Annotated in this window: 19 protein-coding genes; 8 read left to right on the top strand and 11 right to left on the bottom strand. The window is 68.3% G+C overall.

The features are described 5' to 3' along the window. The first annotated feature begins 156 nt into the window (after nt 1–156). The 4 genes from AC5JDC_RS00205 (at nt 157) to AC5JDC_RS00190 (ending at nt 8,059) form a co-directional block, all read left to right on the top strand. A complete protein-coding gene (locus AC5JDC_RS00205; RefSeq protein WP_495838042.1) occupies nt 157–2,010 on the top strand; it encodes a calcium-binding protein in 1,854 nt (617 codons plus the stop codon). 339 nt (nt 2,011–2,349) lie between these two features. Continuing rightward, nucleotides 2,350–3,525 (top strand): efflux RND transporter periplasmic adaptor subunit, encoded by a 1,176-nt coding sequence (locus tag AC5JDC_RS00200; protein WP_495838194.1) that lies wholly within the window; start codon nt 2,350–2,352, stop codon nt 3,523–3,525. Beyond that, complete coding sequence (locus tag AC5JDC_RS00195; RefSeq protein ID WP_495838041.1) at nt 3,522–6,707, top strand: efflux RND transporter permease subunit; 3,186 nt, start codon at nt 3,522–3,524, stop codon at nt 6,705–6,707. The genes AC5JDC_RS00200 and AC5JDC_RS00195 overlap by 4 nt, the downstream gene beginning before the upstream one ends. A 506-nt stretch (nt 6,708–7,213) precedes the next feature. Continuing rightward, nucleotides 7,214–8,059 carry a hypothetical protein gene (locus AC5JDC_RS00190; RefSeq protein ID WP_495838039.1) on the top strand — a complete coding sequence of 282 codons (846 nt, stop codon included), beginning with the start codon at nt 7,214–7,216 and terminating at the stop codon, nt 8,057–8,059. Between the two features lie 120 nt (nt 8,060–8,179). Here AC5JDC_RS00190 and AC5JDC_RS00185 read toward each other — a convergent pair whose 3' ends face one another. The 3 genes from AC5JDC_RS00185 to AC5JDC_RS00175 form a co-directional block, all read right to left on the bottom strand. Further along, the gene (locus AC5JDC_RS00185) at nt 8,180–8,488 is read right to left on the bottom strand and encodes a BrnA antitoxin family protein (protein WP_106773370.1); all 309 of its coding nucleotides are present in this window, start codon (nt 8,486–8,488) and stop codon (nt 8,180–8,182) included. Continuing rightward, a complete protein-coding gene (locus tag AC5JDC_RS00180; protein WP_106773371.1) occupies nt 8,472–8,741 on the bottom strand; it encodes a BrnT family toxin in 270 nt (89 codons plus the stop codon). Before AC5JDC_RS00180 ends, AC5JDC_RS00185 begins: the two co-directional genes overlap by 17 nt. Nucleotides 8,742–8,831: 90 nt before the next feature. Next, nucleotides 8,832–9,470 (bottom strand): class I SAM-dependent DNA methyltransferase, encoded by a 639-nt coding sequence (locus AC5JDC_RS00175; protein WP_495838036.1) that lies wholly within the window; start codon nt 9,468–9,470, stop codon nt 8,832–8,834. Between the two features lie 159 nt (nt 9,471–9,629). Here AC5JDC_RS00175 and xth point away from each other — a divergent pair, with 159 nt between their 5' ends. Beyond that, the gene (xth, locus tag AC5JDC_RS00170) at nt 9,630–10,436 is read left to right on the top strand and encodes an exodeoxyribonuclease III (protein WP_495838034.1); all 807 of its coding nucleotides are present in this window, start codon (nt 9,630–9,632) and stop codon (nt 10,434–10,436) included. A 45-nt stretch (nt 10,437–10,481) separates the two neighbouring features. On the opposite strand, the gene AC5JDC_RS00165 is transcribed toward xth, so the two are convergent. Genes AC5JDC_RS00165 through AC5JDC_RS00145 form a run of 5 tightly spaced genes read right to left on the bottom strand, consistent with a single transcriptional unit; the run spans nt 10,482 to nt 15,951 of the window. After that, nucleotides 10,482–11,621, bottom strand: coding sequence for an alanine racemase (locus AC5JDC_RS00165; RefSeq protein ID WP_495838033.1), 1,140 nt, complete (start codon nt 11,619–11,621; stop codon nt 10,482–10,484). Beyond that, nucleotides 11,618–12,274: a GNAT family N-acetyltransferase gene (locus AC5JDC_RS00160; protein WP_495838031.1), complete on the bottom strand. Its 657-nt coding sequence runs from the start codon at nt 12,272–12,274 to the stop codon at nt 11,618–11,620. The genes AC5JDC_RS00165 and AC5JDC_RS00160 overlap by 4 nt, the downstream gene beginning before the upstream one ends. A gap of 47 nt (nt 12,275–12,321) precedes the next feature. After that, on the bottom strand, nt 12,322–13,326 hold the full coding sequence (locus AC5JDC_RS00155) for an ABC transporter substrate-binding protein (RefSeq protein ID WP_495838029.1): 1,005 nt from the start codon (nt 13,324–13,326) through the stop codon (nt 12,322–12,324). A 4-nt stretch (nt 13,327–13,330) separates the two neighbouring features. After that, entirely contained in the window at nt 13,331–15,313 is a 1,983-nt protein-coding gene (locus AC5JDC_RS00150; RefSeq protein ID WP_495838027.1) for an MFS transporter, read from the bottom strand. Next, nucleotides 15,310–15,951, bottom strand: coding sequence for a hypothetical protein (locus tag AC5JDC_RS00145; RefSeq protein WP_495838025.1), 642 nt, complete (start codon nt 15,949–15,951; stop codon nt 15,310–15,312). Before AC5JDC_RS00145 ends, AC5JDC_RS00150 begins: the two co-directional genes overlap by 4 nt. 145 nt (nt 15,952–16,096) lie before the next feature. Between AC5JDC_RS00145 and AC5JDC_RS00140 the strand changes: the two genes are divergently transcribed. From AC5JDC_RS00140 to AC5JDC_RS00130, 3 genes are read left to right on the top strand one after another with little or no spacing between them, the layout of a single operon-like run. Next, nucleotides 16,097–16,873: a hypothetical protein gene (locus tag AC5JDC_RS00140; RefSeq protein WP_495838023.1), complete on the top strand. Its 777-nt coding sequence runs from the start codon at nt 16,097–16,099 to the stop codon at nt 16,871–16,873. Then, nucleotides 16,863–18,719 carry a hypothetical protein gene (locus AC5JDC_RS00135; protein ID WP_495838021.1) on the top strand — a complete coding sequence of 619 codons (1,857 nt, stop codon included), beginning with the start codon at nt 16,863–16,865 and terminating at the stop codon, nt 18,717–18,719. Before AC5JDC_RS00140 ends, AC5JDC_RS00135 begins: the two co-directional genes overlap by 11 nt. Then, the gene (locus AC5JDC_RS00130; RefSeq protein ID WP_495838019.1) at nt 18,719–20,881 is read left to right on the top strand and encodes a SpoIIE family protein phosphatase; all 2,163 of its coding nucleotides are present in this window, start codon (nt 18,719–18,721) and stop codon (nt 20,879–20,881) included. Before AC5JDC_RS00135 ends, AC5JDC_RS00130 begins: the two co-directional genes overlap by 1 nt. On the opposite strand, the gene AC5JDC_RS00125 is transcribed toward AC5JDC_RS00130, so the two are convergent. From AC5JDC_RS00125 to AC5JDC_RS00115, 3 genes are all read right to left on the bottom strand, one after another. Continuing rightward, nucleotides 20,868–21,545: an amino acid ABC transporter permease gene (locus AC5JDC_RS00125; protein ID WP_106773381.1), complete on the bottom strand. Its 678-nt coding sequence runs from the start codon at nt 21,543–21,545 to the stop codon at nt 20,868–20,870. The genes AC5JDC_RS00130 and AC5JDC_RS00125 overlap by 14 nt on opposite strands. 156 nt (nt 21,546–21,701) lie before the next feature. After that, the gene (locus AC5JDC_RS00120; protein WP_495838016.1) at nt 21,702–22,502 is read right to left on the bottom strand and encodes an ABC transporter substrate-binding protein; all 801 of its coding nucleotides are present in this window, start codon (nt 22,500–22,502) and stop codon (nt 21,702–21,704) included. 70 nt (nt 22,503–22,572) lie between these two features. Continuing rightward, nucleotides 22,573–23,787, bottom strand: a complete 1,215-nt coding sequence (locus tag AC5JDC_RS00115) for a pyridoxal phosphate-dependent aminotransferase (protein WP_495838014.1) — start codon at nt 23,785–23,787, stop codon at nt 22,573–22,575. Between the last annotated feature and the right edge of the window lie 160 nt (nt 23,788–23,947).

The raw sequence follows: 23,947 nt of genomic DNA, 5'->3' as shown, positions 1-23,947 counted from the left end.
ATGACGAGGAATTCTTACCGCGCAAGACTTTTCCGTAGGCCAAATAAACCAAGTTTTGAAAACGGCTTCCCGGATTCTTAGGAAATTCTTTACCATCTCTTTCTGAACGCATACACATCTTTTATTGCGTTGGGGATCAACGGGCGGAGTAGAGAAATGGCAACCGTGACGATGTCTTTTCCGGGCGGGACATACCTGCCGGAATTTGTCGACTACAACCCGTCGCTTGGCGAGTTGATCGATCTTGCAGGGGCAACCCTCGTCGGCGCTCCGTCGGCGACGCGGGTGACGTTCCAGCTGCAGAACGGCCTGGTGCTGCGGATAAACGGCACCGGCTTCACCTTCGATGCCAATGGTCCGACCGGAGGCACGGTGACCGGGCTGCAGCTCTTCCTGAGCGACGGCACGACTGTGCTGCAGGCGGTCACGGGACTCAACCGGCCGATCGTGGACGTCTACGATGCCGTCGACTCCTACTCCTACGACGGTGATGAGCCGTGGTTCGATACCTGGGGCATGAGCCAGTGGCTTCTCAGCGGCAACGACACGGTCAACGGCTCGTCGGCCCATGACGATATCTTCGGCCACGCCGGCAACGACGTGCTGACGGGCGGAGCCGGCGACGATTTCATCGATGGCGCCGACGGCAAGGACAGCTGTGACGGCGGCAGCGGCTTCGACCAGCTGAGCTTCCAGTCCGCCTACTTTCATCCGGCAGCGCTGAAGGGAATCGTGCTCGATGCCCAGGCGGGAACGGTGGTCGATTCGTGGGGAAACAGCGAGACCTTCAAGAACTTCGAAGCCTATCGCGGCACGCAATTTGCCGACACGATCAACGGCTCCTCTCTCGACGAGCAGTTCTTCGGACTGGGCGGCCGCGACAAGATCGACGGCAAGGGCGGCATAGACGAGGTGCGCTACGACCGGGACGAGAGATGGAGCGGCCTTGAAGGGGTCACGGTCAACCTGACGACCGGCGTTGCCATCGACGGCTTCGGCAAGCAGGACACGCTGGTCGGCATCGAGAGGGCTAGGGGAACCTGGACCGACGATGTCCTGATCGGCAGCAGCGGCGCGAACCGCCTCCGGGGCCTCGACGGCAAGGACGTGCTGGACGGCAAGGCCGGCGCCGACGACATGCGCGGCGGCGGAGGCGACGACACCTATGTCGTCGACAATTCCGGCGATCTCGTCGACGAGAACCCGAACGCCGATTTCGCGTGGGGCATCGACACCGTGCAGTCGTCGATCACCTTCAGCCTGGCCAACACCGCACGGGTGTTCGGCGACGTCGAGAACCTGACGCTCACCGGCACGGCCGCGATCAACGGCACCGGCAACGCGCTGAACAACACCATCATCGGCAATGGCGCCAACAATTCGCTGAGCGGCGCCAACGGCAACGACCGGCTGGAGGGCGGCGTCGGCAACGACACGCTCAACGGCGGCAACGGCGCCGATGCGCTGATCGGCGGCACCGGCGGCGACACCGCCTCCTATGCCGGGGCCAGCGCCGGGGTGACGGCGAGCCTCGCCAGCCCGGCGGCCAACAAGGGGGCCGCCGCCGGCGACACCTACTCGTCGATCGAATATCTGCTGGGCTCCAGCCATGCCGACACGCTCATCGGCAACTCCGGCAACAACATCATCAACGGTGGCCTCGGCAGCGACAAGCTGACCGGAGGTGCCGGCGCCGATTCCTTCCGCATCGCCACCACGCTCGGCGCCAGCAATGTCGACACGATCACCGACTTCAGCGCCGCCGATGACGTCGTCCAGCTCGAGAACGGCGTCTTCCTGGCGCTGGCCACCACCGGGACCCTGGGCGCCGCCGCGTTCCGCGCCAACACGACCGGGCTCGCCGGCGACGCCACCGACCGCATCATCTACGAGACCGATACGGGAAAGCTGTTCTACGACGCTGACGGGAACGGCGCCGGGGCCGCGATCCATTTCGCCACGCTGACAGGAGCGCCGTCGATAACCAGCGCCGATTTTACCGTGATCTGAGCGGCGGACCTGAGTCCCGGCGGGCGGCCTCCGGCCGTCCGCTGGCTTGGGTACGCCGTGGGGTTCGATCTCCCCGTAACTCCTTGTACAAGATCACTTGTTACCCGACTCCCGCGCCTCTCTCGCCGGTCCGCCTCCAATCGTCGATCGGTCCGCAGGATCGCGCCCGTGCCCGGTTCCGGTGCAACGGATGTCAGGAGCTGACAGGATGCTGCATCGCAGCAGAGCTTGAACGACGCTCGCCCTCTGCATAAATCGATTGTAAGATACTCCGGACTGGACCCGGATTCCGCGAGAGGGCCTCCAATGGAATATGCCGCCGGCACATCGTGTTTTCGCATGACCTGGCCGGGCGGAGGGGGCCTCGGCTTCCTGACCGCGGGCCTGCTCGCGACGGCGCTGCTGGGCGCGGCGCCTTCGACGGCGTCGGCGCAGGAACAGCAGGCGCCGACCGTCACCGTCGCCAAGCCGATCACCCGCGACATCGTCGAGGACGACCAGTTCGTCGGCCGCTTCGAAGCCGTGGACGAGGTCGCGGTGCGCGCTCGCGTCGCCGGCTACCTGCAGGAGGTGCACTTCCGCGACGGCGCGATCGTGAAAGCGGGCGACCTGCTGTTCACCATCGACCAGCGGCCTTACCAGGCCGCCTACGACGCGGCGAAATCGCAGGTCGATTCCAGCACCAGCCTGCTCGACTTTTCCCGAATGCAGCTCGAGCGGGCAGAGCAACTGGCCAAGTCCGGCAATCTGTCGGTGTCCACGCTCGACGACCGGCGCCGCGAGTTCCTGGCGGCGCAGGCGCAGAACCAGGGCGCGCAGGCTTCCCTGCGCACCGCCAGCCTCGACCTCGAATTCACCGAGATCAGGGCGCCGCTCGCCGGCCGCATCGGCCGCCGGCTGATCTCGCAGGGCAACCTCATCCAGCCGGACTCCACCTTGCTGACCACCATCGTCGCCACTGATCCGATCGACTTCTACTTCGACATCGACGAGCGCTCCTACTTCGCCTATGCGCGCGACGCCCGCACGCGCGGCGGCTCGATGCAGGAAGGCGGCGGCGGAATCGACGTCGTCGTCCACCTCGCCGACCGCAACGAGAAAGCGTTCAACGGCAAGCTCGACTTCGCCGAGAACCGCATGGACCAGGGCACCGGCACGATGCGGGTGCGCGCCCGCTTCGACAACAAGGACGGCGTCCTGCAGCCCGGCATGTTCGGGCGCATCAACGTGCCCGGCTCCCTGCCGCACCCTGGCGTGCTGCTGCCCGACGAGGCGGTCGGCGCCGACCAGAACCGCCGCGTCGTCTACGTCGTCGACGATGCCGGCAAGGTCTCGATGAAGCCGGTGCGCACCGGCCCGCGCATCGACGGCTACCGCGTCATCCGCGAGGGCCTCAGCGGCGACGAGACCGTCGTCGTCAACGGCCTGATGCGGGTCAGGCCCGGCGTGACGGTCAAGCCCGAGATGACCACCCTGCCGCCCAAGGCCACCGAGACCGAAGAGCCGTCGCAATGAGGTTCGCACATTTCTTTGTCGACCGCCCGATCTTCGCGGCGGTCCTTTCGATCGTGCTCGTGCTTGTCGGCGGCATCGCCTACACGCAGCTTCCGGTCGCGCAATATCCGGAGATCGCGCCGCCGACGATCGTGGTGCGCGCCTCCTATCCGGGCGCCGACGCCGAGACGATCGCCGCCACCGTGGCGACGCCCATCGAGCAGGAGATCAACGGCGTCGAGCACATGCTCTACATGTCGTCCTATTCCTCCGGCGACGGCTCGATGTCGCTCACCATCACCTTCCGGCTGGGCACCGACCTCGACCAGGCGCAGGTGCTGGTGCAGAATCGCGTGTCGGTCGCCGAGCCGCGTCTGCCCGAGGAGGTGCGGCGCCTCGGCGTTACCACGGCGAAGAGTTCGCCCGACCTGATGATGGTCGTGCACATGCTGTCGCCGGACGATACCTACGACCAGCTCTACGTCTCCAACTATGCGCGCACCCGCGTCCGCGACGTGCTGCTCAGGCTGGACGGCGTCGGCGACGTCATCATCTTCGGCGAGCGCGAGTATTCGCTGCGCATCTGGCTCGATCCGGAAAAGCTGTCGGCCTACGGCATGACCGCCGGCGACGTCGTCGAAGCGCTGCGCGAGCAGAACGTGCAGGTTTCCGGCGGCTCGATCGGCGCGCCGCCCATCGGCGACAACTCCGCCTTCCAGTACACGGTCACCACGCAGGGACGCTTCGACGACGCGCGCGACTTCCGCTACGTCATCGTCAAGTCGACCGAGGATGGACGGCTGATCAAGCTGGAGGACCTCGCCCGCATCGAGCTGGGTGCCCGGGACTACGTCACCAACTCCTATCTCAATGGCAAGCCGGCGGTGGCGCTGGGCATCTTCCAGCGCCCCGGCACAAACGCGCTGGCCGCGGCGGAGGAAATCCAGTCGACGATCCACCGGCTTTCCGCCGACTTCCCGCAGGGGCTCGCCTACGACATCATCTACAACCCGACCGAGTTCATCGCCGAGTCCATCAACGAGGTCTACAAGACCATCGTCGAGGCGATCCTGCTGGTGGTGATCGTCATCATCGTCTTCCTGCAGTCGTGGCGAATGGCGCTCGTGCCGATCGTGGCCATCCCGGTGTCGTTGATCGGCACGCTGGCGGTGCTGCTCGCCTTCGGCTTCTCGCTCAACATGCTCACCCTGTTCGGGCTGGTGCTGGCGGTCGGCATCGTCGTCGACGACGCCATCGTGGTGGTGGAGAATGTCGAGCGCAACATCGCGCTCGGGCTGTCGCCGAAAGCGGCGGCGCACAAGACGATGGACGAGGTCGGCACCGCCGTGCTGGCGATCTCGCTGGTGCTGATCGCCGTGTTCGTGCCGACGGCCTTCATCCCCGGCATCTCCGGCCAGTTCTACCTGCAGTTCGCCATCACCATCGCGGTCTCCACCGCGATCTCGGCGTTCAACTCGCTGACGCTGTCGCCGGCGCTGGCGGGCGTGCTGTTCAAGCCGCATCACGGCGGCCACGAACCGCGCTTCTTCCTGGCGCGGTTCGGCCGCACGCTGGCCGACGGCTTCAACCGCGGCTTCGACGCCATGGCCCACGGCTATGCGCGGCTGGTGCGCTTCCTGGTCGGCTCGACGGCGATGCTGCTGGTCATGCTCGCCATCTTCGCCGGCCTGCTCTACGCCACCTTCCACTTGCTGCAGACGGTGCCGCGCGGCTTCATCCCGACCATGGACCAGGGCTACGCGATCGTGGTGGTGCAACTGCCGGAAGGCGCCTCGCTCGGCCGCACCGACGCCGTCATCCAGAGGGCGTCGGACATCATCCGCAACACGCCGGGCGTCGCCAACGCGGTTGCCTTCGCCGGTTTCTCCGGCGCCACCTTCACCAATGCCAGCAATGCCGGCGTGATCTTCGCGCCGTTCGAGAGCTTCGAGCACAGGCTCGAGGCCGGCCTCTCGCAGGACCGGATCATCGGCACGCTGTTCGGCAGCCTGCAGAGCATCCAGGAGGCCTTCATCATCGCCCTGCCGCCGCCGCCGGTGCGCGGCATCGGCAATTCCGGCGGCTTCAAGATGATGATCCAGGAGCGCAACAGCGCCGACATGCGGCCGATCCTGGCGCTCACCCAGGAGGTCGCCGCCAAGGCCAACCAGACACCGGGATTGGCGGGTGTGTTCACCACCTTCTCCACGTCCAGCCCGCAGTTCTACCTGGAGATCGACAGGGACAAGGCACGCATGCTCAACGTGCCGATCCCCAACATCTTCGAGACGCTGTCCATCAATCTGGGCACCGCCTATGTGAACGACTTCAATGCCTTCGGCCGGGTCTACCAGGTGCGGGCGCAGGCCGACCAGGCCTTCCGCCTCGACCGCGACGACATCCTCAAGCTCAAGGTGCGCTCAGCCGCCGGCGCACTGGTGCCGCTGGGCACCCTGGTCGAGATCCGCGACGTCACCGGTCCGTCGCTGGTGCAGCGCTACAACATGTATGTCTCGGTGCCGCTGCAGGGCAACGCCGCGCCCGGCGTTTCCACGGGCACGGCGCTCGACAGCATGGAGACGGTCGCCAGGGAGCTGCTGCCGCAGGGCACGGCCTTCGAATGGACCGAGATCGCGCTGCAGGAGCGCCAGACCGGCAACACCGCCATCTTCATCTTCGGCCTGTCGGTGCTGTTCGTCTTCCTGGCGCTGGCGGCGCAGTACGAGAGCTGGGTGATGCCCTTCGCCATCGTGCTGATCGTGCCGCTCGGCGTGCTGGCGGCGCTGCTCGGCGTGGCGTTCCGGGGGCTCGACAACAACATCCTGGTTCAGATCGGCCTGATCGTGCTGATCGGACTGGCGGCGAAGAACGCGATCCTGATCGTCGAATTCGCCCGCCAGGGCCAGGAGCAGGGCGCCAACCCGGTCGACGCCGCCGTCGAGGCGGCGCGGCTCAGGCTGCGGCCGATCCTGATGACCGCCTTCGCCTTCATCCTCGGCGTGGTGCCGCTGGTGATCGCGACGGGTCCGGGGGCGGAGATGCGGCAGTCGCTGGGCACGGCCGTGTTCTCGGGCATGCTCGGCGTCACCATCGTCGGCCTGTTCCTGACGCCGGTGTTCTACGTCACGCTGCGCCGGCTGGTTCCGTATCGCCCGCCGGCCGAAGCGAGCCACGACGCGCCTTCGCCGGCGGCGGCGGAGTAGGCTCTGGAGGGCAAAACCCGGACCTGCCGCCGGCGAATGATGGGGGTGCACGCGGCGCCAAGCAGGTTTGCATCGGCCTGGCCACCGGATGACCCGGCCGATGCAATCGACGTCATGCGTCGCGGCGGACGCCGATCGTCCGGGCGCGAAGAATCACTTGAAGGACACCCCACCCTTTCCCCTTGTGGGCAGGGCTATCGCATGTGAACCTACCCCCACCCCTAGCCCCTCCCCACAAGGGGGAGGGGGACAAGCTGGCATCTCCGCCAGTCGCCAATCATCAACGGTTTCGCGCGGCATGGCGGCCGCAAAGTCCCCCTCCCCCTTGTGGGGAGGGGTTAGGGGTGGGGGTACGAAACAGCGAAATTCATCGCCGTTTGCCTACGCGATCCCTCTGCGCCACGGGCGCTAACTGTCAGCATCCGTCAGGATTATTTTCGCGGTTTTATCCCCGCCCTGCCGAGCGGAGCGATACTTTCGCCGCCCGTGCTGGAAAGGAAGCGGCGATGGACTGGACTGTGGCGATCGACAGGAATCGCGAGGCGCTGAAGCGCATCCTCGCCATGCTCGTCGCCATGGCCGGGCTGGGTGATGGGGGACAGTTTCCTTTCTTTCGGCAGAAAGGCCGCGGCAGTCCAGAAGTCGCGCGGGCCGAAAAAAGCAGACTGTCCCCGGCACTTACGCCGGCGCTTACCCTGCCGCGCCATCTCCACCGCGCCGTGCTCAAGCTGCTGTATCCGGCCGAAGCGGCGGTGCGGCGGCTGATCATCGTGGCCGCGCGCGGCCTGGTCGTCGCCCTGCCGCCGCACCGCCCGCGCGAGCCGAAACCCGCGATCCCGCGCAAGGCCGGCCGTCCCGGCATGCCGCTGCCGCCGCAAAACCTCGCCCGGCGTGTCGCGGCGCTGCCCCTGCTCGATCCGCTGCGGATGCCCCGGCCGTGGAACGGCCGCGCCTGGTGGGTCCCCAGAAGCGTGCCGCGTATCTCCTTTCCCGGCTACAGCGTGCCGTTCCGCATACCGCCCCCGCCGTCGCCCGACGATCCGGTCGACGCGACGCGGCTGGCCCAACGCCTGCGGGCGCTGGCCGCCGCACTCGACGATCTGCCGGCCCAGGCAAGACGTTTCGCCCGCTGGCGGGCCCATCGCGACGCCGCCTTCGCCCAGGAGAGAGGCATCGACGCCGGTACGCAAGACGGAAAAGCCGGCGGCACGCGCCGGCTCCAGCGGCTACGGCCGCTGAAGCCCGGCCGGCCGCCGGGCTGGCGGCGAAAACCCGACCACCCGGTGCACGAGGTGCTGAACGAACTGCACGGGCTCGCCTTCGACGCCTTGCAGCGCCCCGACACGTCGTGACGGCACCTCGGTCGGCCCGAGAAGCGAAGCATAAACGGCCGGCGCGGATTTTTTCGCGGCCTAGCGGCGATAGGTGCTGTCCGGCAATGCCGTTTCGCTTGGCGAAGCCGGCAAACCTGCTTAGAGGCCGACTGCCTTGCGCAAGATTTCGCTCATGCGCGATTGCCAGCCCGGCCCGTCGGCCTTGAACCGCTCGATCACCTCCGGATCGAGCCGCAAGGCGATCTGCTTCTTGACGACGTCCTTGCGCGGTCGTCCCCCCTTGTTGCGGGCAAATAGCTCGTCGACCGGCTGCGCGTCGGGATCGGCCAGCGCGGCGGCGGTGATCGCCGCGTTCTCTTCGTCGGTCATGGATTCGAGCGCGGCCCGCGCCCGGCGCCTGGCCTCCGTCTTCTGCGCCGCGGTTGCCTGTCTAGAGGTTTTCCACATAGAACCTGATTTCCTTCCGGTTGGCCTTGCGCAACGAAATGACCCGGACGACATCCCCGCGCTCGGTGTAGACGACAACCATGATCCGCGTATGGATCAGTCCGATGCCGACCAGCCGTGTCTCGCCGTAGTCGAAACGATCATCCTCCACGACCAGAGCGGTGAGGATGTCGAAGTCGTGGATGAGATCGAAAACAATACCGTGCTTGGCCTTGTTCGTTTCATATTTCTCCTCGTCCCACTCAAATTTCATCAGCCGCTACCCGAGTTTCTGTATATGCAAAAAAGACGATCGTCAATGTTTTTGTATATGCAAAAAGGGTAGGTCGCCTGAGCGTGAGGCTCACACCACTTCGAACACGAAGGTCTTCACCAGCGCCTCCGGGTCGGCGATGGCATAGGCGCGGAACCACGGGCTCTGCTCGACCGGCCGCCAGCGGCCCTGCCGCTCCAGCTCGTCGAAGACATTCCGGAAGCCGCCGGCCTCGAACACCTGGTCGCGGACGGTGAAGATGGCGTGGCCGCCCTTGCGCGTGATCCGCACCAGCTCGTGCAGGCCGGAAGCCGGCGCATGGCCGATGGTAAAGACGCCGGTCGAGAAGAAGGCGCGGAAGTGACCGTCCGGCCAGGGCAGCGGCCCGCCCAGCGCCGCCTGCCTGAGATCGCCGTAAGCGCCGCGCGAACCGGCGATGGCGAGCATGTCCTGCGACAGGTCGAGGCCGCCGAGATCGCCGTAACCCAGCGCCTTGAGGCAGGGTCCGGACAGGCCGGTGCCGCAGCCGGCGTCGAGCAGCGGCCCTTCGCCCGCCGGCACATGACGCGCCACCCAACTGGTGATCAGGAAGGGCAGGCAGTAGCCGAGCGCGGCGGTCTCGCCGTCATAGCTCGCCGCCCAGGCGGCATAGGCCTTCGACAGCTCCTCCGGCGTTTTGGCCGAATAGACCATGTCGAGGGCTGCGTTGGCCTGGTCTTCGATCGACATCGCGTTTCCTCCGTTGGCGACCGGAGGTTGGCATCGGCGGCATGCCGCCGCAACCCGCACCGGAAGTTGCTCCTGTGAAATCACCGCCGCCGCCAGCAAAGCCTTGCCATTCGCCGCCGCCGCTGCCAGTTTCCGCGCCGCCTCCAACCGGATACCGCAATGCCTCTTTCCGTCGCCACCTGGAACATCAATTCCGTCCGCCTGCGCATGCCGATCGTCGAGCGCTTTCTGCTGGAGAACGCACCCGATGTGCTCTGCCTGCAGGAGACCAAGTGCGTGGACGACCAGTTCCCCTCCGCGGCCTTCCGCAAGCTCGGCTATCGTCACCTCGCGATCAGCGGCCAGAAGGGCTATCACGGCGTCGCCATCGCGGCGCGGCGGCCGATCGAGGTGGTCGAGCGGCGGCGCTTCTGCGACAAGGACGATTGCCGGCATATTTCCGTGCGGGTTCCGGTCGGCGGCAAGTCGGTGCTGCTGCACAATTTCTACGTGCCGGCCGGGGGCGACGAGCCGGATCCCGAGATCAACTGGAAGTTCAGGCACAAGCTCGACTTCGTCGCCGAGATGAACGCGGTGCGCGCCGAGCACGACGCCAACTCCGCCTCCATTCTGGTCGGCGACCTCAACATCGCGCCGCTCGAGCACGACGTCTGGTCGCACAAGCAGCTCCTCAACGTCGTCAGTCACACGCCGGTGGAGACGGAGAGCTTCGAGGCCATGCGTAAGGCCGGCAGCTGGGTCGACCTGATGCGCCACGATGTCCCTTACGAGCGGAAGCTCTACACCTGGTGGAGCTACCGCGCGCGCGACTGGGAGGCGTCGGGCCGCGGGCGGCGGCTGGACCACATCTGGTCGTCCGAAAACCTGCTGCCGGTGTTTTCCGGGTACGACATCCTGCGCGACGCTCGCGGCTGGGAAAAGCCGTCCGACCATGTGCCGGTGATCGCCCGCTTCGACATCGGCTGATCCGGATTCGAGGGACGCGGGGCGGCACCCGGATGAGCGGCGACGCTATTCCTCGACGTAAGCCTTGCGCGTGCCGGCGCCGATCTGCGTCAGCAAGACGTTGGGCGCGCAGCCCAGCTGCTCCGCCACCGTCTCGATCGGCTGGGCGGCATCGAGCAAGACCGCTCGCTGGCCGGCGAGCGGCATGCCGGCCGGCAGGTCGGTGAGATCGAGCATGGTGAGGTTCATGGCGATGCCGCCGACCAGCGGAACCGTAAAGTCGCCCAGCCGCGCCGTGCCGGACTCGGCAAAACGCTGCGGCAGGCCGTTGGCGTAGCCGATCACCGCGGTGGCGATGCGCGAAGGCCGCGTCAGTTGCGTGACGCCGCGATAGCCGAGCCGTGCGCCGGCCGGATAGTCGGCGACCCGGATTAGCGGGGCGCTGAGCTCGTAGCAGGGCTTGAGCCCGTCCTGCCAGGCAGCCGATGTCTGCACGCCGTACAGCGCGCTGCCGACGCGGGCCATGTCGAAATGCCAGTCCTCGCCCATGTAGACGCCGGAGGAGGCGGCGAGGCTTACCGGCGCCCGCGGCAGGCGCGCGATCCAGGCAAGCAGCCGGCGGCGCTGCTCGGCATTGCCGGGATCGCCCGGAAAATTGTAGGCGGCGAGCTGGGTGACCCAAAGGCGGATGTCCAGAGCCTCCAGCATATCCGGCCGCCCAGCCAGCCAGGCGAGCTCGTCCTCGCCGAGCCCGAGCCGGCCGAGGCCGGTGTCGATTTGGATCGCCACGGCGAGCTTCTTCCCGGCGCGCACGGCGTGGCGCGCGCACTGCTCGACGTCCTCCATGCTGGCGAGCGCCGGCACCACGCCCGAAGCCTCGAAGTCGCGGACATGGTCGTTGCCGAGCCCCATCAGCGTGTAGGCGGTTGCTTCCGGCGCGATCGGCCGGAGGCGCACGGCCTCCTCCAGGTCGCTCGTCCAGAAAGCCCGGCAGCCCACCGCGGCGAGCGTTCGCACCACCGGCTCCAGCCCGGTGCCGTAGGCATCCGACTTGACGACGGCCGACAGCACCTGGCCGCGATAGCGGCGGCGCATCTCGAGATAGTTGGCGCCGATGGCCGCGAGATCGACGCGCAGCACCGGCGCGTTGTCCGGGAGCGATGTGCCCGCCTGCCGGCGCTTGGCGAGGGAGACCACGCCGGTCATGCCGGCCTCCCGTAGAAGAGCTCGCGAGCGCCGTCGCCGCCGCGGCGCCAGCGCAGGCCAGTCAAGCCGGCGTCCAGCAGTTCGCGCTGCCGTTGCGTGTCGCCCGCCGCGCACCATACGCCCTCGCCGGCGGGTGCCGCAGGCCTGCCCAGGTCGCGATGGAGCAGATAGCGCAGGTGGCCGCCATACTTCTCGAACAGCAGGCGCACGGAAAATCCGGCGTCGACCAGGTTGGCCCAGCTGCGCGCATTGCCGGGTGCCGCGGTGGCATAGAGATGGCCGATCCCGGCGCGGCGCGCCTGCTCGACGCGAATGTCGATCAGCGCGTCGTGGATGCCCGCGCCCCAGGCTTCGGGCAGCACGCCGGCGCCGGCCAGCTTGGCGAGGCTGTCGCCGGCGGAAAGACCGATCAGCGGCCGAGCATCCTCCGACGGCGGCAGCTCCGTCTGCAGGACGCCGTAACCGACCAGTCTACCGTCCTGGAAGAAGCCGGTGATGCGGCCGCCGCCTTCCAGGATGCCCCTGAAGAAATCGCGCGACTCCGGCTTGATCAGGTCGGGCCGGCCGACGGCGGCTGTCGCCGCGAGATGCAGCGCGTAGACGTCGTCCAGGCCGGATGCCGGAAGCTCGGCATACCCCTCTGCTGCGGCCATTGCGGCCTTTGCCTCGACCATGGAGGACGCCCCCGTCCAGAAAGCTGTTAGCCCGTCAGCACTTCCGCATAGTTCAGCATCTCGATCGGCGGATAGAGATCGAGCTTCTTCGCCACCGGCATGTTGATGATCAGTGAGAAGCGCTTCAGCGTTTCGATCGGGATCTGTTCGACCGGAACCTCCTTGCGCAGGATCTTTGCCGCCTTGGAGGCGGCGAGCTGTCCGACCGAATAATAGCGGCTGATCAGCGCCACCAGCGCGCCGCCCTGGCGGATCGCCAGCTCGGCGGCGCCGAAGGTCGGCAGGCGCGCCGCCATCGCCGCCGGCGTCACCCGGTCGTATTGCGTGCCGAGGAAGGTGTCGGGCAGCAGATACAGCCAATTGGCGCCGTCCCCGGCGATCTCGCCGACCAGCTCCTCGATCCCGTCCGGCGACGGCCGCCCGTCGGCGTCCAGCCGGAACTGCCGCTCGACCAGCGAAAAGCCCATCGGCTCGCGCAGCGCCTGCAGCTCCTCGACGATGGAGAGCGAATTCTGCTCCGTCGAGGAGTAGAGCACGCCCAGCCGCTCGATCGGCCGGTAGGAATGCATCGCCCTGAGCTGGGTATCCGTCGGCACCACATGCACCGCACCGGTCAGGTTGCGCCCCGGGACGGCGCGGTCGGCCACCAGCTTGGCATTGAGCGGCGCGGCGACCAGCGCGAAGACGATCGGGATGTCGGTGATGAAGTTCTGCTTGTCCTCGGCGTCGTAGCGCCCGGCGATGCCGAGCGTCACCGGCGTGCCCCAAGTGTAGACCAGGTCCGGCTTGAGGTCGCGGATCTCCTCGACGAAACCGGAAAGCCTGGCGGCGCCGCGGTCGGCGTCGCGCTCGATGAACTCGACCGCGATGCCGTTGCTGGCGAGGTAGTCGTCAAAACCGTCCTCGACCTCGGTGCGGCCGCGATAGGTGACGCGGTAGATACGGAACGGCTTGTCCTGCGCGGCGAATGCCGGCGCGACCATGCCGGCGATACCTGCCGCCGTGGCTCCCAGGAACGTCCGCCGTCGCATCATCTCAGCCCCCTGCCGGCAGTTCGAGTTTGGTCGTGCGCATCAGGCCGATGGTCGCCAGGAAGGTCAGCGCGCAAACCGCCATCGCAGCGCCGATGATCATGACCGTGGTCGAGAACCCGTAGGCGCCGAGCAGGACGCCGGCGACCAGGGGCCCAAGCGCATTGCCGGTGCGCTCGACCAGGCGGAATATGCCATAGATCGTGCTCTCGCTGATATCCCGCGGCAGGTCGCGGCCGAGCTCGCCGACGAGGCCGGAGAGCGGCGCGATACTGATCGCCTGTCCGAGCCCGAGGCCAAGCAGCATGGCGGCGATCGGCAGCGTCTCGTCGCTGCCGAACAGGACGACGAAGGCGCTGAGCCCGGCGATCAGCCCGCCGGCCGCGACGAACTGCGCCCGCATGTTCCAGCGGTCGGCAAGCGAGGCGAAGAACGGGACCAGCAGCACCATGGCGATCGGATAGATCATCAGCATCCGCCCGGTCGTCGCCTGGGTGGCGCCGAGCGCCTCCATCTGCAGCGGCACCAGAAAGAAGCAGAAGGCGACCAGGATGATCTTCGCCGGCATGGCGCACAGGAAGAACAGCGCGGCCAGCGGCAGCGACGAGACGATCCGGCCGAAATCGCGCCAGCGGATCGCCGGCCCCTGTATCCTGCGGGCGGAGGACGCCGGCATGCACAGGAAGGCAAGCAGCAGGCTGCAGGCGCAGAACAGGCCGGCCACCAGGAAGGTGCCGGGAATGCCGATGCGGTCGGCCAGGATGCCGCCGATCGGCGGCCCGCACAGGCCGGCGACGAGGATGGCGCTGATGAACATCGCCATGCCACTCGAGCGCTGCCGCACGTCGGTGGCGTCGATGACGAAGCCCTGGGCGCTGACGAACACCAGCGCGAAGCCCAGCGCCGAGACGACGCGGGCGAGCGTGAGGCCGATGAGGTCGCCGACCACCGCCGAGGCGCAATAACCGGCGAGCCCGAGCGCCGCCCCCGCCATCAGGCAGTGGCGGCGGCCGACACGCTCGGTGAGCGCGCCGAGCAGCGGCTGCGCCAGCGCCACCACGATGAGGAAGGCCATCATCGGCAGGCTGACCACCAGCTCCGGCGACAGGCCCGGCACTGGCGTGGCCAGCGTCTTGATATAGACGGGCAGGAACGGCCTGGTCAGTTCCTCGGCCAGCATGAACACGAACAGCGGAGCGCGCACCGCCACCACCTGCGCCGGCGCGGCGATCACGCCCTCGCCGAGGCCGAAGCGGCCGCGCAGAAGGTCGAGCGCCTGCTGCGCGACCTGGTCGCTGCGTTCGTTGACGCGCCGGCGCAGCGTCGCATAGGTCTCGTGCAGCCGGCCGAGCCGCTCGTCGAGGGCGCGCGCGAAGCCGCCGAACTCGCTGCCGGCCTCCACGGCCGGATGCAGGCGCAGGTCGCCCTTGCGGATCGTCTTCAGCCGGCTCTCGATGCCTTCGATGGCGCCATAGAGCCCGGCCCCGAAGCCGACATAGACGAGCTCGAGGGCGATCACGGCGGTGACGAACATGACGATGGCGAGATCGATCCACAGCGTCGAGACCACCTGCCGGGCATAGGCCGGGTCGAGGCCGACCGCGAGCACCTGCGAGCCGCCGCCGATCGCCATGGTGACCGTCGGCACCTCGGCAACGGCCGCCGTGCCGTTACCCTGCACGGCCTGCGTCCCGTAGAGCACGGCGCCGTCCGCGCCGCGGACCGCGATGAAGGAGAGGTCCGGGTTGGCTTCCAGGATACGCTGCAGATAGCCGTCGAGGCCCTGCAGGCGATCGAGCGGGATGCCGAGCTCCAGCGCCCGACCGATCAGCGACGCGGTCGAACCGGCTACCGTGAGCGCCTTGCGCTTGAGCTCCGGCTCGAGGATCACCTCGGCGCGGTTCACGGTCTGGAAGGACAGCACCACCAGCGCGGCGACCAGCACCGCAAGCACCGCCGCCGAAAGTCGGACGCGGAGGCTGCTCATGGCCGTGCGTCCAGGCCGAGACGCTCCATCTCGGTTGCGGCATGCGCGATCGGGTCGTCGCCGGCCCCCGTGGCCGAGCGCCGGGCGCGCCGGTGCAGGCCGGTGAGCAGCAGCAGGCAGGCGAGACTGCCGGCGATCACCGCGCCGATGCCGGCGGGGATCGCGCCGTTGAGGATGTCGCGGCGCAGCCCGTCGATCGTGCCGTCGATCGTGCCGCGGTCGAGGCGCACCAGCACGGCGCCGACAGGGGCGCCGAAATCATTGACGAGCCGGCGCTCGTCCCGGAATGCGGCCGGATCGTCGCCGGCACGGTCAGGCACACCGACCCGACCGGCATCGCTGCTGAAGACCACGGTGCCGTCTTCCGAGAGCACGTCGATGGAGAGCGTCAGCGGGTCGCTCGCCGCCTGCCGCGCCAGCAGGCCGGGCAGCGTCGTCTGCTCGGTCAGCCGGATGCCGAGCGCATGCGCGGTGGAGACGTCGGTGCCGATGCTTTCGGCGACCATCGCCATGCGCGAGCGGATGAGGTCGAGATAGGCTGAGCGCACGCCGCTGAAATTCATGTAGGCGGCCAGGAACATGGCGAAGCCAATGATCACGGCGAAAACCGGTAAGGTGCGGATGGCTAGCCGAAACATCGCAGGATCATTGAAGCAGACATGTCATTGAAGCACGGCGAGATTAGCAGAGTGTTATGCTAACCGGTAGGTTTTGCAGGATGACAGGGATGAATCCGTCGAATACCGTTGTCACGGTCTGCTCCGATTCACTAGAAAATCCGCCATGGCGCCAAGTTCGCGGATCATCCTGGCCATTCTCGGCGCGACCTGCGCCGGGCTGGCGCTATGCGCGGCACTGGTCTTCGGCAGCCTCGACCGCCTCAGCCTGCGCACGGCCGAGGCCAATGTCGACTTCCTGCTGACGCAGCTCGGCGACACCGTCGAGGCCAATGTCGGCCTCGGCCTGCCGCTTGCCGACATCCGCGTTGTGCAGGATCTGATCGAGCGGGCCAAGGTGGCCGACGCGCAGGTGCTCGCCGTCGAGGTGTTCTCGCCGGACGGCGTGTCGCTGTTCAACACCGACCGCGGCAGCATCGGCGAGCCCATCCCGCCGGTCTGGCAGAACGCCGTGCGCTTCCGGGTCGCGAACGAGCGCTGGCGCGTCGAGGAGCCGGGCAGCATCGTCGTCGGCCAGGTCATCCGCAACGATTTCGGCGAGCCGGTGGGTTATCTGGCCGTGACGGTCTCGGGCGAGGCGCGCGGCGAGCATGCCGAATCGGTGCTGGCCGGCCTAGCCAGGCAGGCGGCGGTGGTGCCTCTCGCCCTGCTCGCCGTGCTTGCCGTGGCGATGGCGCTCGCCCGCTACAGCGGGCGCGGCTTCGCCCGCCTGGCCGAACGGCTCGGCGACGCCCAGCAGCCGCCGAACCGCGCCTTGCCCGCCGATCTCGCCACGGAAGCCGACCGTGTCCTGGCGTCGGTCCGCCAGGCGACCGACGATTTCGATCGCGCCACAGCCGACGTGCTGAAGGTCGACGAAAGCGAAGAGCGCCATGCCGCCTGACGCCGCAGCACACGAACCGCATGTCTCGGATCCGATGCCGTCCTGGTTGCCGGTGCTGCTGATAGGCATGGTCGTGACCCTCGTGGTCGGCCTCGGCGGATATCTGTTCCTGCAGGCGGGCCTTCATCGCAGCGCTCCCACCTTGGAGCAGGCGACCCGCACCGGCGCCGCGGCGGTCGGCCAGGCCGTCGCCGGGCAGTTCGCGCATGCGCTGGCGCTCGGCATCCCGCTTGCGGAGCTGCCCGGCGTCGAGCCCTACCTGCGGCGCATCGCCGAAAACTCGCCGCAGGTGGAGGGCATGGCGTTGCTCGACGCCGACGGCCGGACGATCTCCTCGACCATGCAGGGGACGGAAGGCACGCGCTTTCCCATTTCGGCCGGCGGCACGCGGGCGACGCTTGTGGTCGCTCCGGAGACGCCGCTGATCGACCGTGCGATGCGGCGGGTATGGATCGCGCTCGCCGCCACCGCGCTGTTGGCCGGAGCCGTCGCCGGCGGGCTCGTCGCCTTCTTCACCCGGCTGCACCAGGAGCCGGCGCAGCGCCGGTTTCTGGCCGACATGCGCGGCATCGCCGACGGCACCTTCGCGGTGCAGCCGTCCGGCATCTATCGCGGACCGCTGGCTGATGCCGCCCGCGCGCTTGCCCAGTGCGTCGAGGGCGTCCGGGCGGCCCGGCGCAACCTGGTCGAGGCCGCCGCCACCATCCGCGCCATCGACTTCGACGGCAGCCTCGGCCGCCGCGTCGACGTGATCCTGCAGCCGATCGACCGCCGCTACGCCTTCCCGGAGACGGACGACGACGCGTCGGCGCGCACGCAAGGCAGCAGCGTGGCCTGGCGCCTGGCGCTGCTGTTCGGCCTCTCTGCGGCCGCCTTCCCCTATGTGGCCAACTTCGCCATCGACCGCGAGCCGGAAGGCATCGCCGCCGCCTGGGCGCCGGTCCTGCCGCTCCTGGCCGAGCTCGCCGCCGCCTGCCTCGGCGCGCTGGCCGGCGCCACCCGGGCCGGACGCAATGGCGGCGCGCTTCTCGCCTTCGCGCTGCTCTTCGGCGTCTGCGTCGGCGCCACCTACTGGTGCCGCGACTACGGCGTCTTCATCGCGCTGCGCTGCGGCGCCGGCCTTTCGGCCGGCGTCGTCGCCGCCGCGCTTCTCTGTCGCCACCGGCTCGACATCCGGCCGCGCGAGCTTGCGACGCTGCTGATCTTCGCCGCGCTGTTCGCCGCGCCGCTGCTCGCCGGCCTCTATGGCGAGGCGATCGGCCGACGCTCGGGCTTCCTGCTGCTCGGCATCGTGACCGTCGTCGCCGCGCCATTCATCGCGGCCGGGATGGATGCATCGGAAAACGGCGCGACCGCCCGTGCCGCATCGCGCTTCGGCCGCGGCGACGTCCTGCTGGGCATGGCCGTCCTGCCGGCGGCAGCGATGATCCTGGTCGAACTGCCGATCGGCGTCGGTTTCGACGACTATCTGAGCGGCGGCGGCGCCATTGCGCTGCTCGCCGCCGCTGCCCTGGCCGCTCCGGCATTGTCGCCGCTTGCCTGCGCGGCGGCGATGCTGGCCGCGGCTGCCGTGCTCCACCTGCCCGTGCCCTACCCCGGCGTTTCCGTCTTCGCCGCCTGTGCACTGCTGGGGCTCGCGGCAGGCGGGATGTTCAAGCAAATCGTCGACGCTGCGAACCGTCCCTGGATCGCGATTGCCGTGGGCGTTGCCGGCGGCCTGGCCCCTATCGGCGCATTGCGCCATGCGGAGCTGCCTTTTGCCTACCTCGCCGCCGCGGCGGCGCTGGCCGTCATCGCCGTCCATCTCGCCGGCCGCCACCGGCCGGCCACGGCCGGTGGCGCCTGATGCTGCTCAGCACCCGCATCGCCCTGTTCGTGTCGCTGGCCTTCGTCGTCGCCTTCGGCCTGCTGGCGTTCATCGGACAGCAGCGCGAGACCATCGCCGCCCGCCCGTACACGCGCATCGCCATCGCCGGCCAGGAGGCGCTGTGGCGCGAGATCCTCGTCACCGAAACGCGCCGACTGATCGAGCTGCGGCAGCAGTTCGTCGGCGATCCGGCCATCACCGATGCGATGCACAAGGGCGATCTCCCGGCGCTGCGGCGCATGGCGCTCGGCCGCACCCAGGGCTGGCTGACCTCGGGCGAGCTGTCCGACCTTCAGATCCTCGATCGGCAGGGCCAGATCGTGTTCGCGAGTTCCGTGCAGGCGGAACCGCCCAGGCTGCTCGACATCAGCACCATCGGCGCCATCCTGGATGGCGCCGAGCCGAGCGGCATCCGCCAGGTGTCGTCCGAGAACTTCCGCATCGTCGCGGCACGGGCCTATCAGAACTGGGACGGCGAGACGACGGTGCTGGCGCTCGGCGCGGCGGTCGAGCGGCCGCTGCGCAGCTTCGCCGACGCCATGGGAGCGGAGAGCTATCTTCTCAGCACCCGCGGCCGGCTGGTCGAGGGGACGGAACCGCAGCTCTGGCAAAACCTCGCCCTGACATTCCCCCAGCGTGTCGGCTCCGTCCGGCAGGCGGCACTCGACGACCGCCTCTATGCCGTCACCGCCATCCCGCTGGCGGACCTGTCGGCCGGCTCGGCCGGCCTGCTGGTCGCCGCCCAGGACGCGACCGAGAGCCTACGCGCGCTCGACCGCCTGACGACGCTGACGCTGGCCGTCATGGCCGCCGTCGCGGTGCTCACGGTCGGCGGGCTCTATCTCTATCTGCGCCACAGCTTCAATCCGCTGCGCCGCGCCGTGGCGACGCTGGCAGCGCTCGCCCGCGGCGACACCTCGGTGGCGCTCACCAGCCGCAGCAACGACGAGATCGGCCAGATCGCCGCGGCGATCACCGAGCTGCGGCGCAATCTCGTGGCCCTCAACGACTCCCGCCGGCAGCGCGAGCTGCAGCGGCGGCGCCAGGAGCGTTTCGTGCGCCGGCAGATGGAATCGCTGGCCGAGACCCTCGAGCCCGGCGCCCGCGACGAAGTGCTGAGCGACCTCGGCCGTATCGTTGCGGCAACCAGGGGCGCCGCCGAACCGACCGAGGCGGCCGACACCATGTCGCGGCTGATCCGCGAGGACGACCAGCTCGGCCCGATCGCCGCCGTGCTGCAGCAGATGTCGGGCCGCGTCGTCGAGCAGCACCGCCGGCTGTCGGAACTGGTGGCGCGGCTGCGCGAGGCGCTGGTGCGCGAGACGCAGCTCGCCACCTTGCAGCAGGAGCTCGCCATCGCCCGCGACCTGCAGCGCTCGGTGCTGCCGGCGGATTTCCCGCCGCGCCCGACCTTCGCGGTGAAGGGGCTGATGCAGTCGGCGAACGAGGTCGGCGGCGATTTCTACGACTTCTTCGAGCGCGGCGACGGTCGTCTGGTCTTCGTCATCGCCGACGTCTCCGGCAAGGGCGTGCCGGCCGCCTTCTTCATGGCGATCTCGCGCACCCTGCTGAAGGCGATCGCGCTGTTCGAGAACGACCCGGCCGTCTGCATCCGCCAGCTTAACGACCTGCTGGCGGTCGACAACGACCAGATGATGTTCGTGACGCTGGTGTTCGGCGTGTTCGATCCGAAAAGCGGCCATGTCGACTTCGTCAATGCCGGCCATGCCGCGCCGGTGCGGATCGCCGCCGACGGAACGGTCGAGCCGCTTCCGGCCGACAGCGACGTCGCCGTCGCCGTGCTGGAATCCGTCGAGTTCACCAGCCGTTCGATCCAGCTCGCCCCCGGCGAGATGCTGGTGCTCTATACCGACGGCGTCACCGAGGCCTTCAATGCCGAGGGTGAGGCGTTCGGCGAGACGGGGCTGCTGCACAGCCTCGAAAAGCTGGACGGCCCGGCGGAGCCCGACGCGGTGGCGCAAGGCGTGCTGGCGGCGGTCAAGGCATTCGAGGCCGGCGGCAGCCAGTCGGACGACATCACCCTTCTGGTGGTCGGCTACACCGGCGCGCCACAGCAGGCGCAGCCTCAGCGCAGGAAACGCCTCGCCGCCGTCTCCGGCGACCCGGTCAGCGCGCCGTGAGCTGGCGCTTGCCGCGCTCCTCGAGGTAGCTCACCAGCCGCACCAGCGGCCACAGGAAGGCGAGATAGATCAGCGCCGCGCCGATCAGCGGCGACGGATTGGCCATCAGCGCCTGCGCGTCGGTCGCCTGCTTCAGCAGATCCGGCATGGCGACCACCGAAGCGAGCGCCGTGTCCTTGTAGATCGACACGCAATTGCTGGTGAGCGGCGGCACCACGGTGCGCAGCGCCTGCGGCAGGATCACCTTGCGCATGGCGGTCCAGAACGGCAGGCCGAGCGCCGAGGCCGCCTCGAACTGGCCTTTCGGCACGCTCTCGATGCCGGCCCGGCACACTTCGGCGGTGAAGGCGGCGAGCACCAGCGACAGCGCCAGCGTCGCCGAGGTGAAGGCGGAGAGGCGGATGCCGACGAAGGGCAGGGCGTAGTAGATCAGGATCAGCACCACCAGGATCGGCATGGCCCGGAATATGTCGATGAAGCCGACCGCGGCGAGGCGCAGCGGCTTTGGCGCGTAGAGGCGCATCAGGCACATCAGCAGCCCGCCTATGCCGCCGAAGACGATGGCGGCGCAGCCGAGCAGCAGCGTGTTGACGAGGCCACGCATCAGCATCGGGAAGGAGCGGACGAGCACGTCCCAGTTGAAGAAGGTGGCGAACAGGTCCATCGCGCATGTCCCCGGAACTGAAGTAAGCCGAGCGACGGCCGCTGCTGGCGCGCCACGCGGGCATCATCGGCAGCCTTGGGGCTGCCGGCAAGAGATTGGCGCCCGGATCGATGTCCGGGCGCCGAACGGTCGGTTCGTTCGAGGAGAGGCGGTCGCCTACTGCGCCTGCGGGATCGGCAGGACCTTGTTGATCGAGGCGTCGGCGCCCGCCTCGGCGCCGAGCCACTTCTTGTGCAGGGCGGCCATGGTGCCGTCCTTCTTGATCTCGTCGATGGCGGCGTTCACGCGCTCCAGCAGCGGCGAGCCCTTCTTCATCATGATGGCGAACTTGTCGCCGGTCGGGATCGGCTCGACCACTTTCATGCCCTGCATCTTGGTGAAGGCGAACTGGAAGCCGGCGATGTCGCCGATCGCCCCTTCGAGGCGTCCGGACTGCACGTCGAGCAAGAGCTCCTGCTGGGTGTTGTAGCCGCGATACTCGGCGATGCCGTATTTCTCGGTGTTCTCCTTGATCCAGGCCTCGCCGACCGAGGCGGAGATGGCGCCGATCGTCTTGCCCTTCATGTCGGCCAGCGTCTTCAGCGCCGTGTCCGACTTGGCGATCAGCGAGATGTCGCTGTCGTAGTACCCTTGCGTGAACGACTGGTTCTGCAGCCGGTCGTTGGTGATGCTGATCGAGGAGATCGCCATGTCGATGCGGCCGGACGAGGTCGCCGCGAACAGCGCCTGGAAGCCGAGATCCTGGAACTCCATCTCGGCGCCGATGCGCTTGCCGATCTCCTTGACCAGGTCGACCTCGAAACCCTCGAATTCGCCGGTCTCCAGCTTGTTCTCCCATGGCGGGTTGGCCGGATAGGCGCCGACGACCAGCGTCTCGGCATGCGCGGCCGAGGTCAGCCCCAGCCCGAAAGCCAGCGCGGCGAGCGCCCCGAACAGTCCACGACGATCGAGTATCATTGCTTTGTTCCCCAATTTTGCCGCCGCCCATGGGCCGCGGAGGTGAGCCCGGCAGGACGCGGGCCCGTCGTCATCCGAGCGCCTCGACCATCCGGTCGAGCGCTGTGCGAATATCCCCGGTGTCGCGCAGCACGCACATGCGCAGGAAGGCGCGCGAGGCGTCGCCGAACAGATAGCCGGGCGAAAGCCCGACGCGCGCCTTCTCCAGCACGCGCGCGCAGGCTTCCCGCGAATCCGTCTCGCCTTCGAAGGCGAAGAAGGCGTACATGCCGCCCTTCGGCTTGGCCGGCAGGACGGCACCCGGGATTTTTCCCAACGCTTCGTAGGCGAGGTCCAGCCCCAGTTTTGCCTTGTCGCGGATTTCCGCCACCAGCGGTTCCCCCCGGCGCAGCGCCGCCTCGGCGCCGGCCTGCACGAAGCCGGCAGTGCCGCTGTTGGCATATTGCGTCATCGCCGCGAGCTGGTCGGCGACCTCGCTCGGATGGGTGAGCCAGCCGACGCGCCAACCCGTCATCGCCCATGCCTTGGAGAAACTGTTGACCGTCAGCACCCGGTCGCCGTCCTCGACGATCTGCAGCATCGAGGGCGCGATCCCGCCATGGAAATAGAGCCGTGCATAGACCTCGTCGGAGATGATCCATATGCCGGTGCGCCGGCTGAAGTCGAGCAGCGCCTGAAGCTCTTCGCGGCTCGCCGTCCAGCCGGTCGGGTTGCACGGGCTGGAGAAGGCGATGGCGCGGGTGCGCGCGTCGCAGCGGGCGAACAGCGCGTCGAGGTCGAGTCGCCAGTCGCCGTCGAACCGGAGCGGCACCGGCCGCGGCTCGCCGCCGACCTGGTGGATTGCATTGTGGATGTTCGGCCATTGCGGCTCGAGATAGACGACGTTGGTGCCGGTATCGACCAGGAGCTCCATCGCCAGGAACAGCGCCTGCATGCCGCCGGGCGTCACGGTCGTCCGCTCGACAGCGACCGGGCGGCCGTGCATCCTGGTCTGGTAGGCCGACAGCGCCTCGATGAGGCCGGCCATGCCGCGCATGTTGGGAATGTAGAAGGTGTTGCCGGCATCCAGCGCGGAGGTCGCGGCCTCGCGGATGAAGGCCGGCGTCACCATGTCGCCTTCGCCATACCAGAGCGGAATGACGTCGCCGAGCGCCCGTGCCTTGGCAGCGAGCTGGGCGATGTTCTCGGTGCGCAGATCCTGGATCTGCGGACGGATACCTTCGAGCGGCGGAAAGGGCCGGATATTGGCCGGATAGGTCGATGCGCGCCGACTGCTCGAAGCCATGCTGGTGGTGCCCTCCCATAGCGCCGGAGCGCTGCTCGTCATGGATTGCGTGCGCTGCCGATCGACGCCGCGCAGGTCAAAGACAATCATATAACAGTATACGGTTCAAGCTTAAAATTTATCGTGATGGCCGCTTGAAATGACGTGGCCTTCGCGGGAT

Source organism: Kumtagia sp., from assembly GCF_059502445.1.
The sequence above is the reverse complement of the archived record's forward strand: the minus strand, read 5'-3'. Positions and strand labels throughout refer to the sequence as shown.

What these genes read in the sequence shown, in the direction of transcription:
- AC5JDC_RS00205 (WP_495838042.1), top strand. Translation starts at nt 157, where the DNA reads ATGGCAACCGTGACGATGTCTTTTCCGGGCGGGACATACCTGCCGGAA.
- AC5JDC_RS00200 (WP_495838194.1), top strand. Translation starts at nt 2,350, where the DNA reads ATGACCTGGCCGGGCGGAGGGGGCCTCGGCTTCCTGACCGCGGGCCTG.
- AC5JDC_RS00195 (WP_495838041.1), top strand. Translation starts at nt 3,522, where the DNA reads ATGAGGTTCGCACATTTCTTTGTCGACCGCCCGATCTTCGCGGCGGTC.
- AC5JDC_RS00190 (WP_495838039.1), top strand. Translation starts at nt 7,214, where the DNA reads ATGGACTGGACTGTGGCGATCGACAGGAATCGCGAGGCGCTGAAGCGC.
- AC5JDC_RS00185 (WP_106773370.1), bottom strand. Translation starts at nt 8,488, where the DNA reads ATGTGGAAAACCTCTAGACAGGCAACCGCGGCGCAGAAGACGGAGGCC.
- AC5JDC_RS00180 (WP_106773371.1), bottom strand. Translation starts at nt 8,741, where the DNA reads ATGAAATTTGAGTGGGACGAGGAGAAATATGAAACGAACAAGGCCAAG.
- AC5JDC_RS00175 (WP_495838036.1), bottom strand. Translation starts at nt 9,470, where the DNA reads ATGTCGATCGAAGACCAGGCCAACGCAGCCCTCGACATGGTCTATTCG.
- xth (WP_495838034.1), top strand. Translation starts at nt 9,630, where the DNA reads ATGCCTCTTTCCGTCGCCACCTGGAACATCAATTCCGTCCGCCTGCGC.
- AC5JDC_RS00165 (WP_495838033.1), bottom strand. Translation starts at nt 11,621, where the DNA reads ATGACCGGCGTGGTCTCCCTCGCCAAGCGCCGGCAGGCGGGCACATCG.
- AC5JDC_RS00160 (WP_495838031.1), bottom strand. Translation starts at nt 12,274, where the DNA reads ATGGCCGCAGCAGAGGGGTATGCCGAGCTTCCGGCATCCGGCCTGGAC.
- AC5JDC_RS00155 (WP_495838029.1), bottom strand. Translation starts at nt 13,326, where the DNA reads ATGCGACGGCGGACGTTCCTGGGAGCCACGGCGGCAGGTATCGCCGGC.
- AC5JDC_RS00150 (WP_495838027.1), bottom strand. Translation starts at nt 15,313, where the DNA reads ATGAGCAGCCTCCGCGTCCGACTTTCGGCGGCGGTGCTTGCGGTGCTG.
- AC5JDC_RS00145 (WP_495838025.1), bottom strand. Translation starts at nt 15,951, where the DNA reads ATGTTTCGGCTAGCCATCCGCACCTTACCGGTTTTCGCCGTGATCATT.
- AC5JDC_RS00140 (WP_495838023.1), top strand. Translation starts at nt 16,097, where the DNA reads ATGGCGCCAAGTTCGCGGATCATCCTGGCCATTCTCGGCGCGACCTGC.
- AC5JDC_RS00135 (WP_495838021.1), top strand. Translation starts at nt 16,863, where the DNA reads ATGCCGCCTGACGCCGCAGCACACGAACCGCATGTCTCGGATCCGATG.
- AC5JDC_RS00130 (WP_495838019.1), top strand. Translation starts at nt 18,719, where the DNA reads ATGCTGCTCAGCACCCGCATCGCCCTGTTCGTGTCGCTGGCCTTCGTC.
- AC5JDC_RS00125 (WP_106773381.1), bottom strand. Translation starts at nt 21,545, where the DNA reads ATGGACCTGTTCGCCACCTTCTTCAACTGGGACGTGCTCGTCCGCTCC.
- AC5JDC_RS00120 (WP_495838016.1), bottom strand. Translation starts at nt 22,502, where the DNA reads ATGATACTCGATCGTCGTGGACTGTTCGGGGCGCTCGCCGCGCTGGCT.
- AC5JDC_RS00115 (WP_495838014.1), bottom strand. Translation starts at nt 23,787, where the DNA reads ATGGCTTCGAGCAGTCGGCGCGCATCGACCTATCCGGCCAATATCCGG.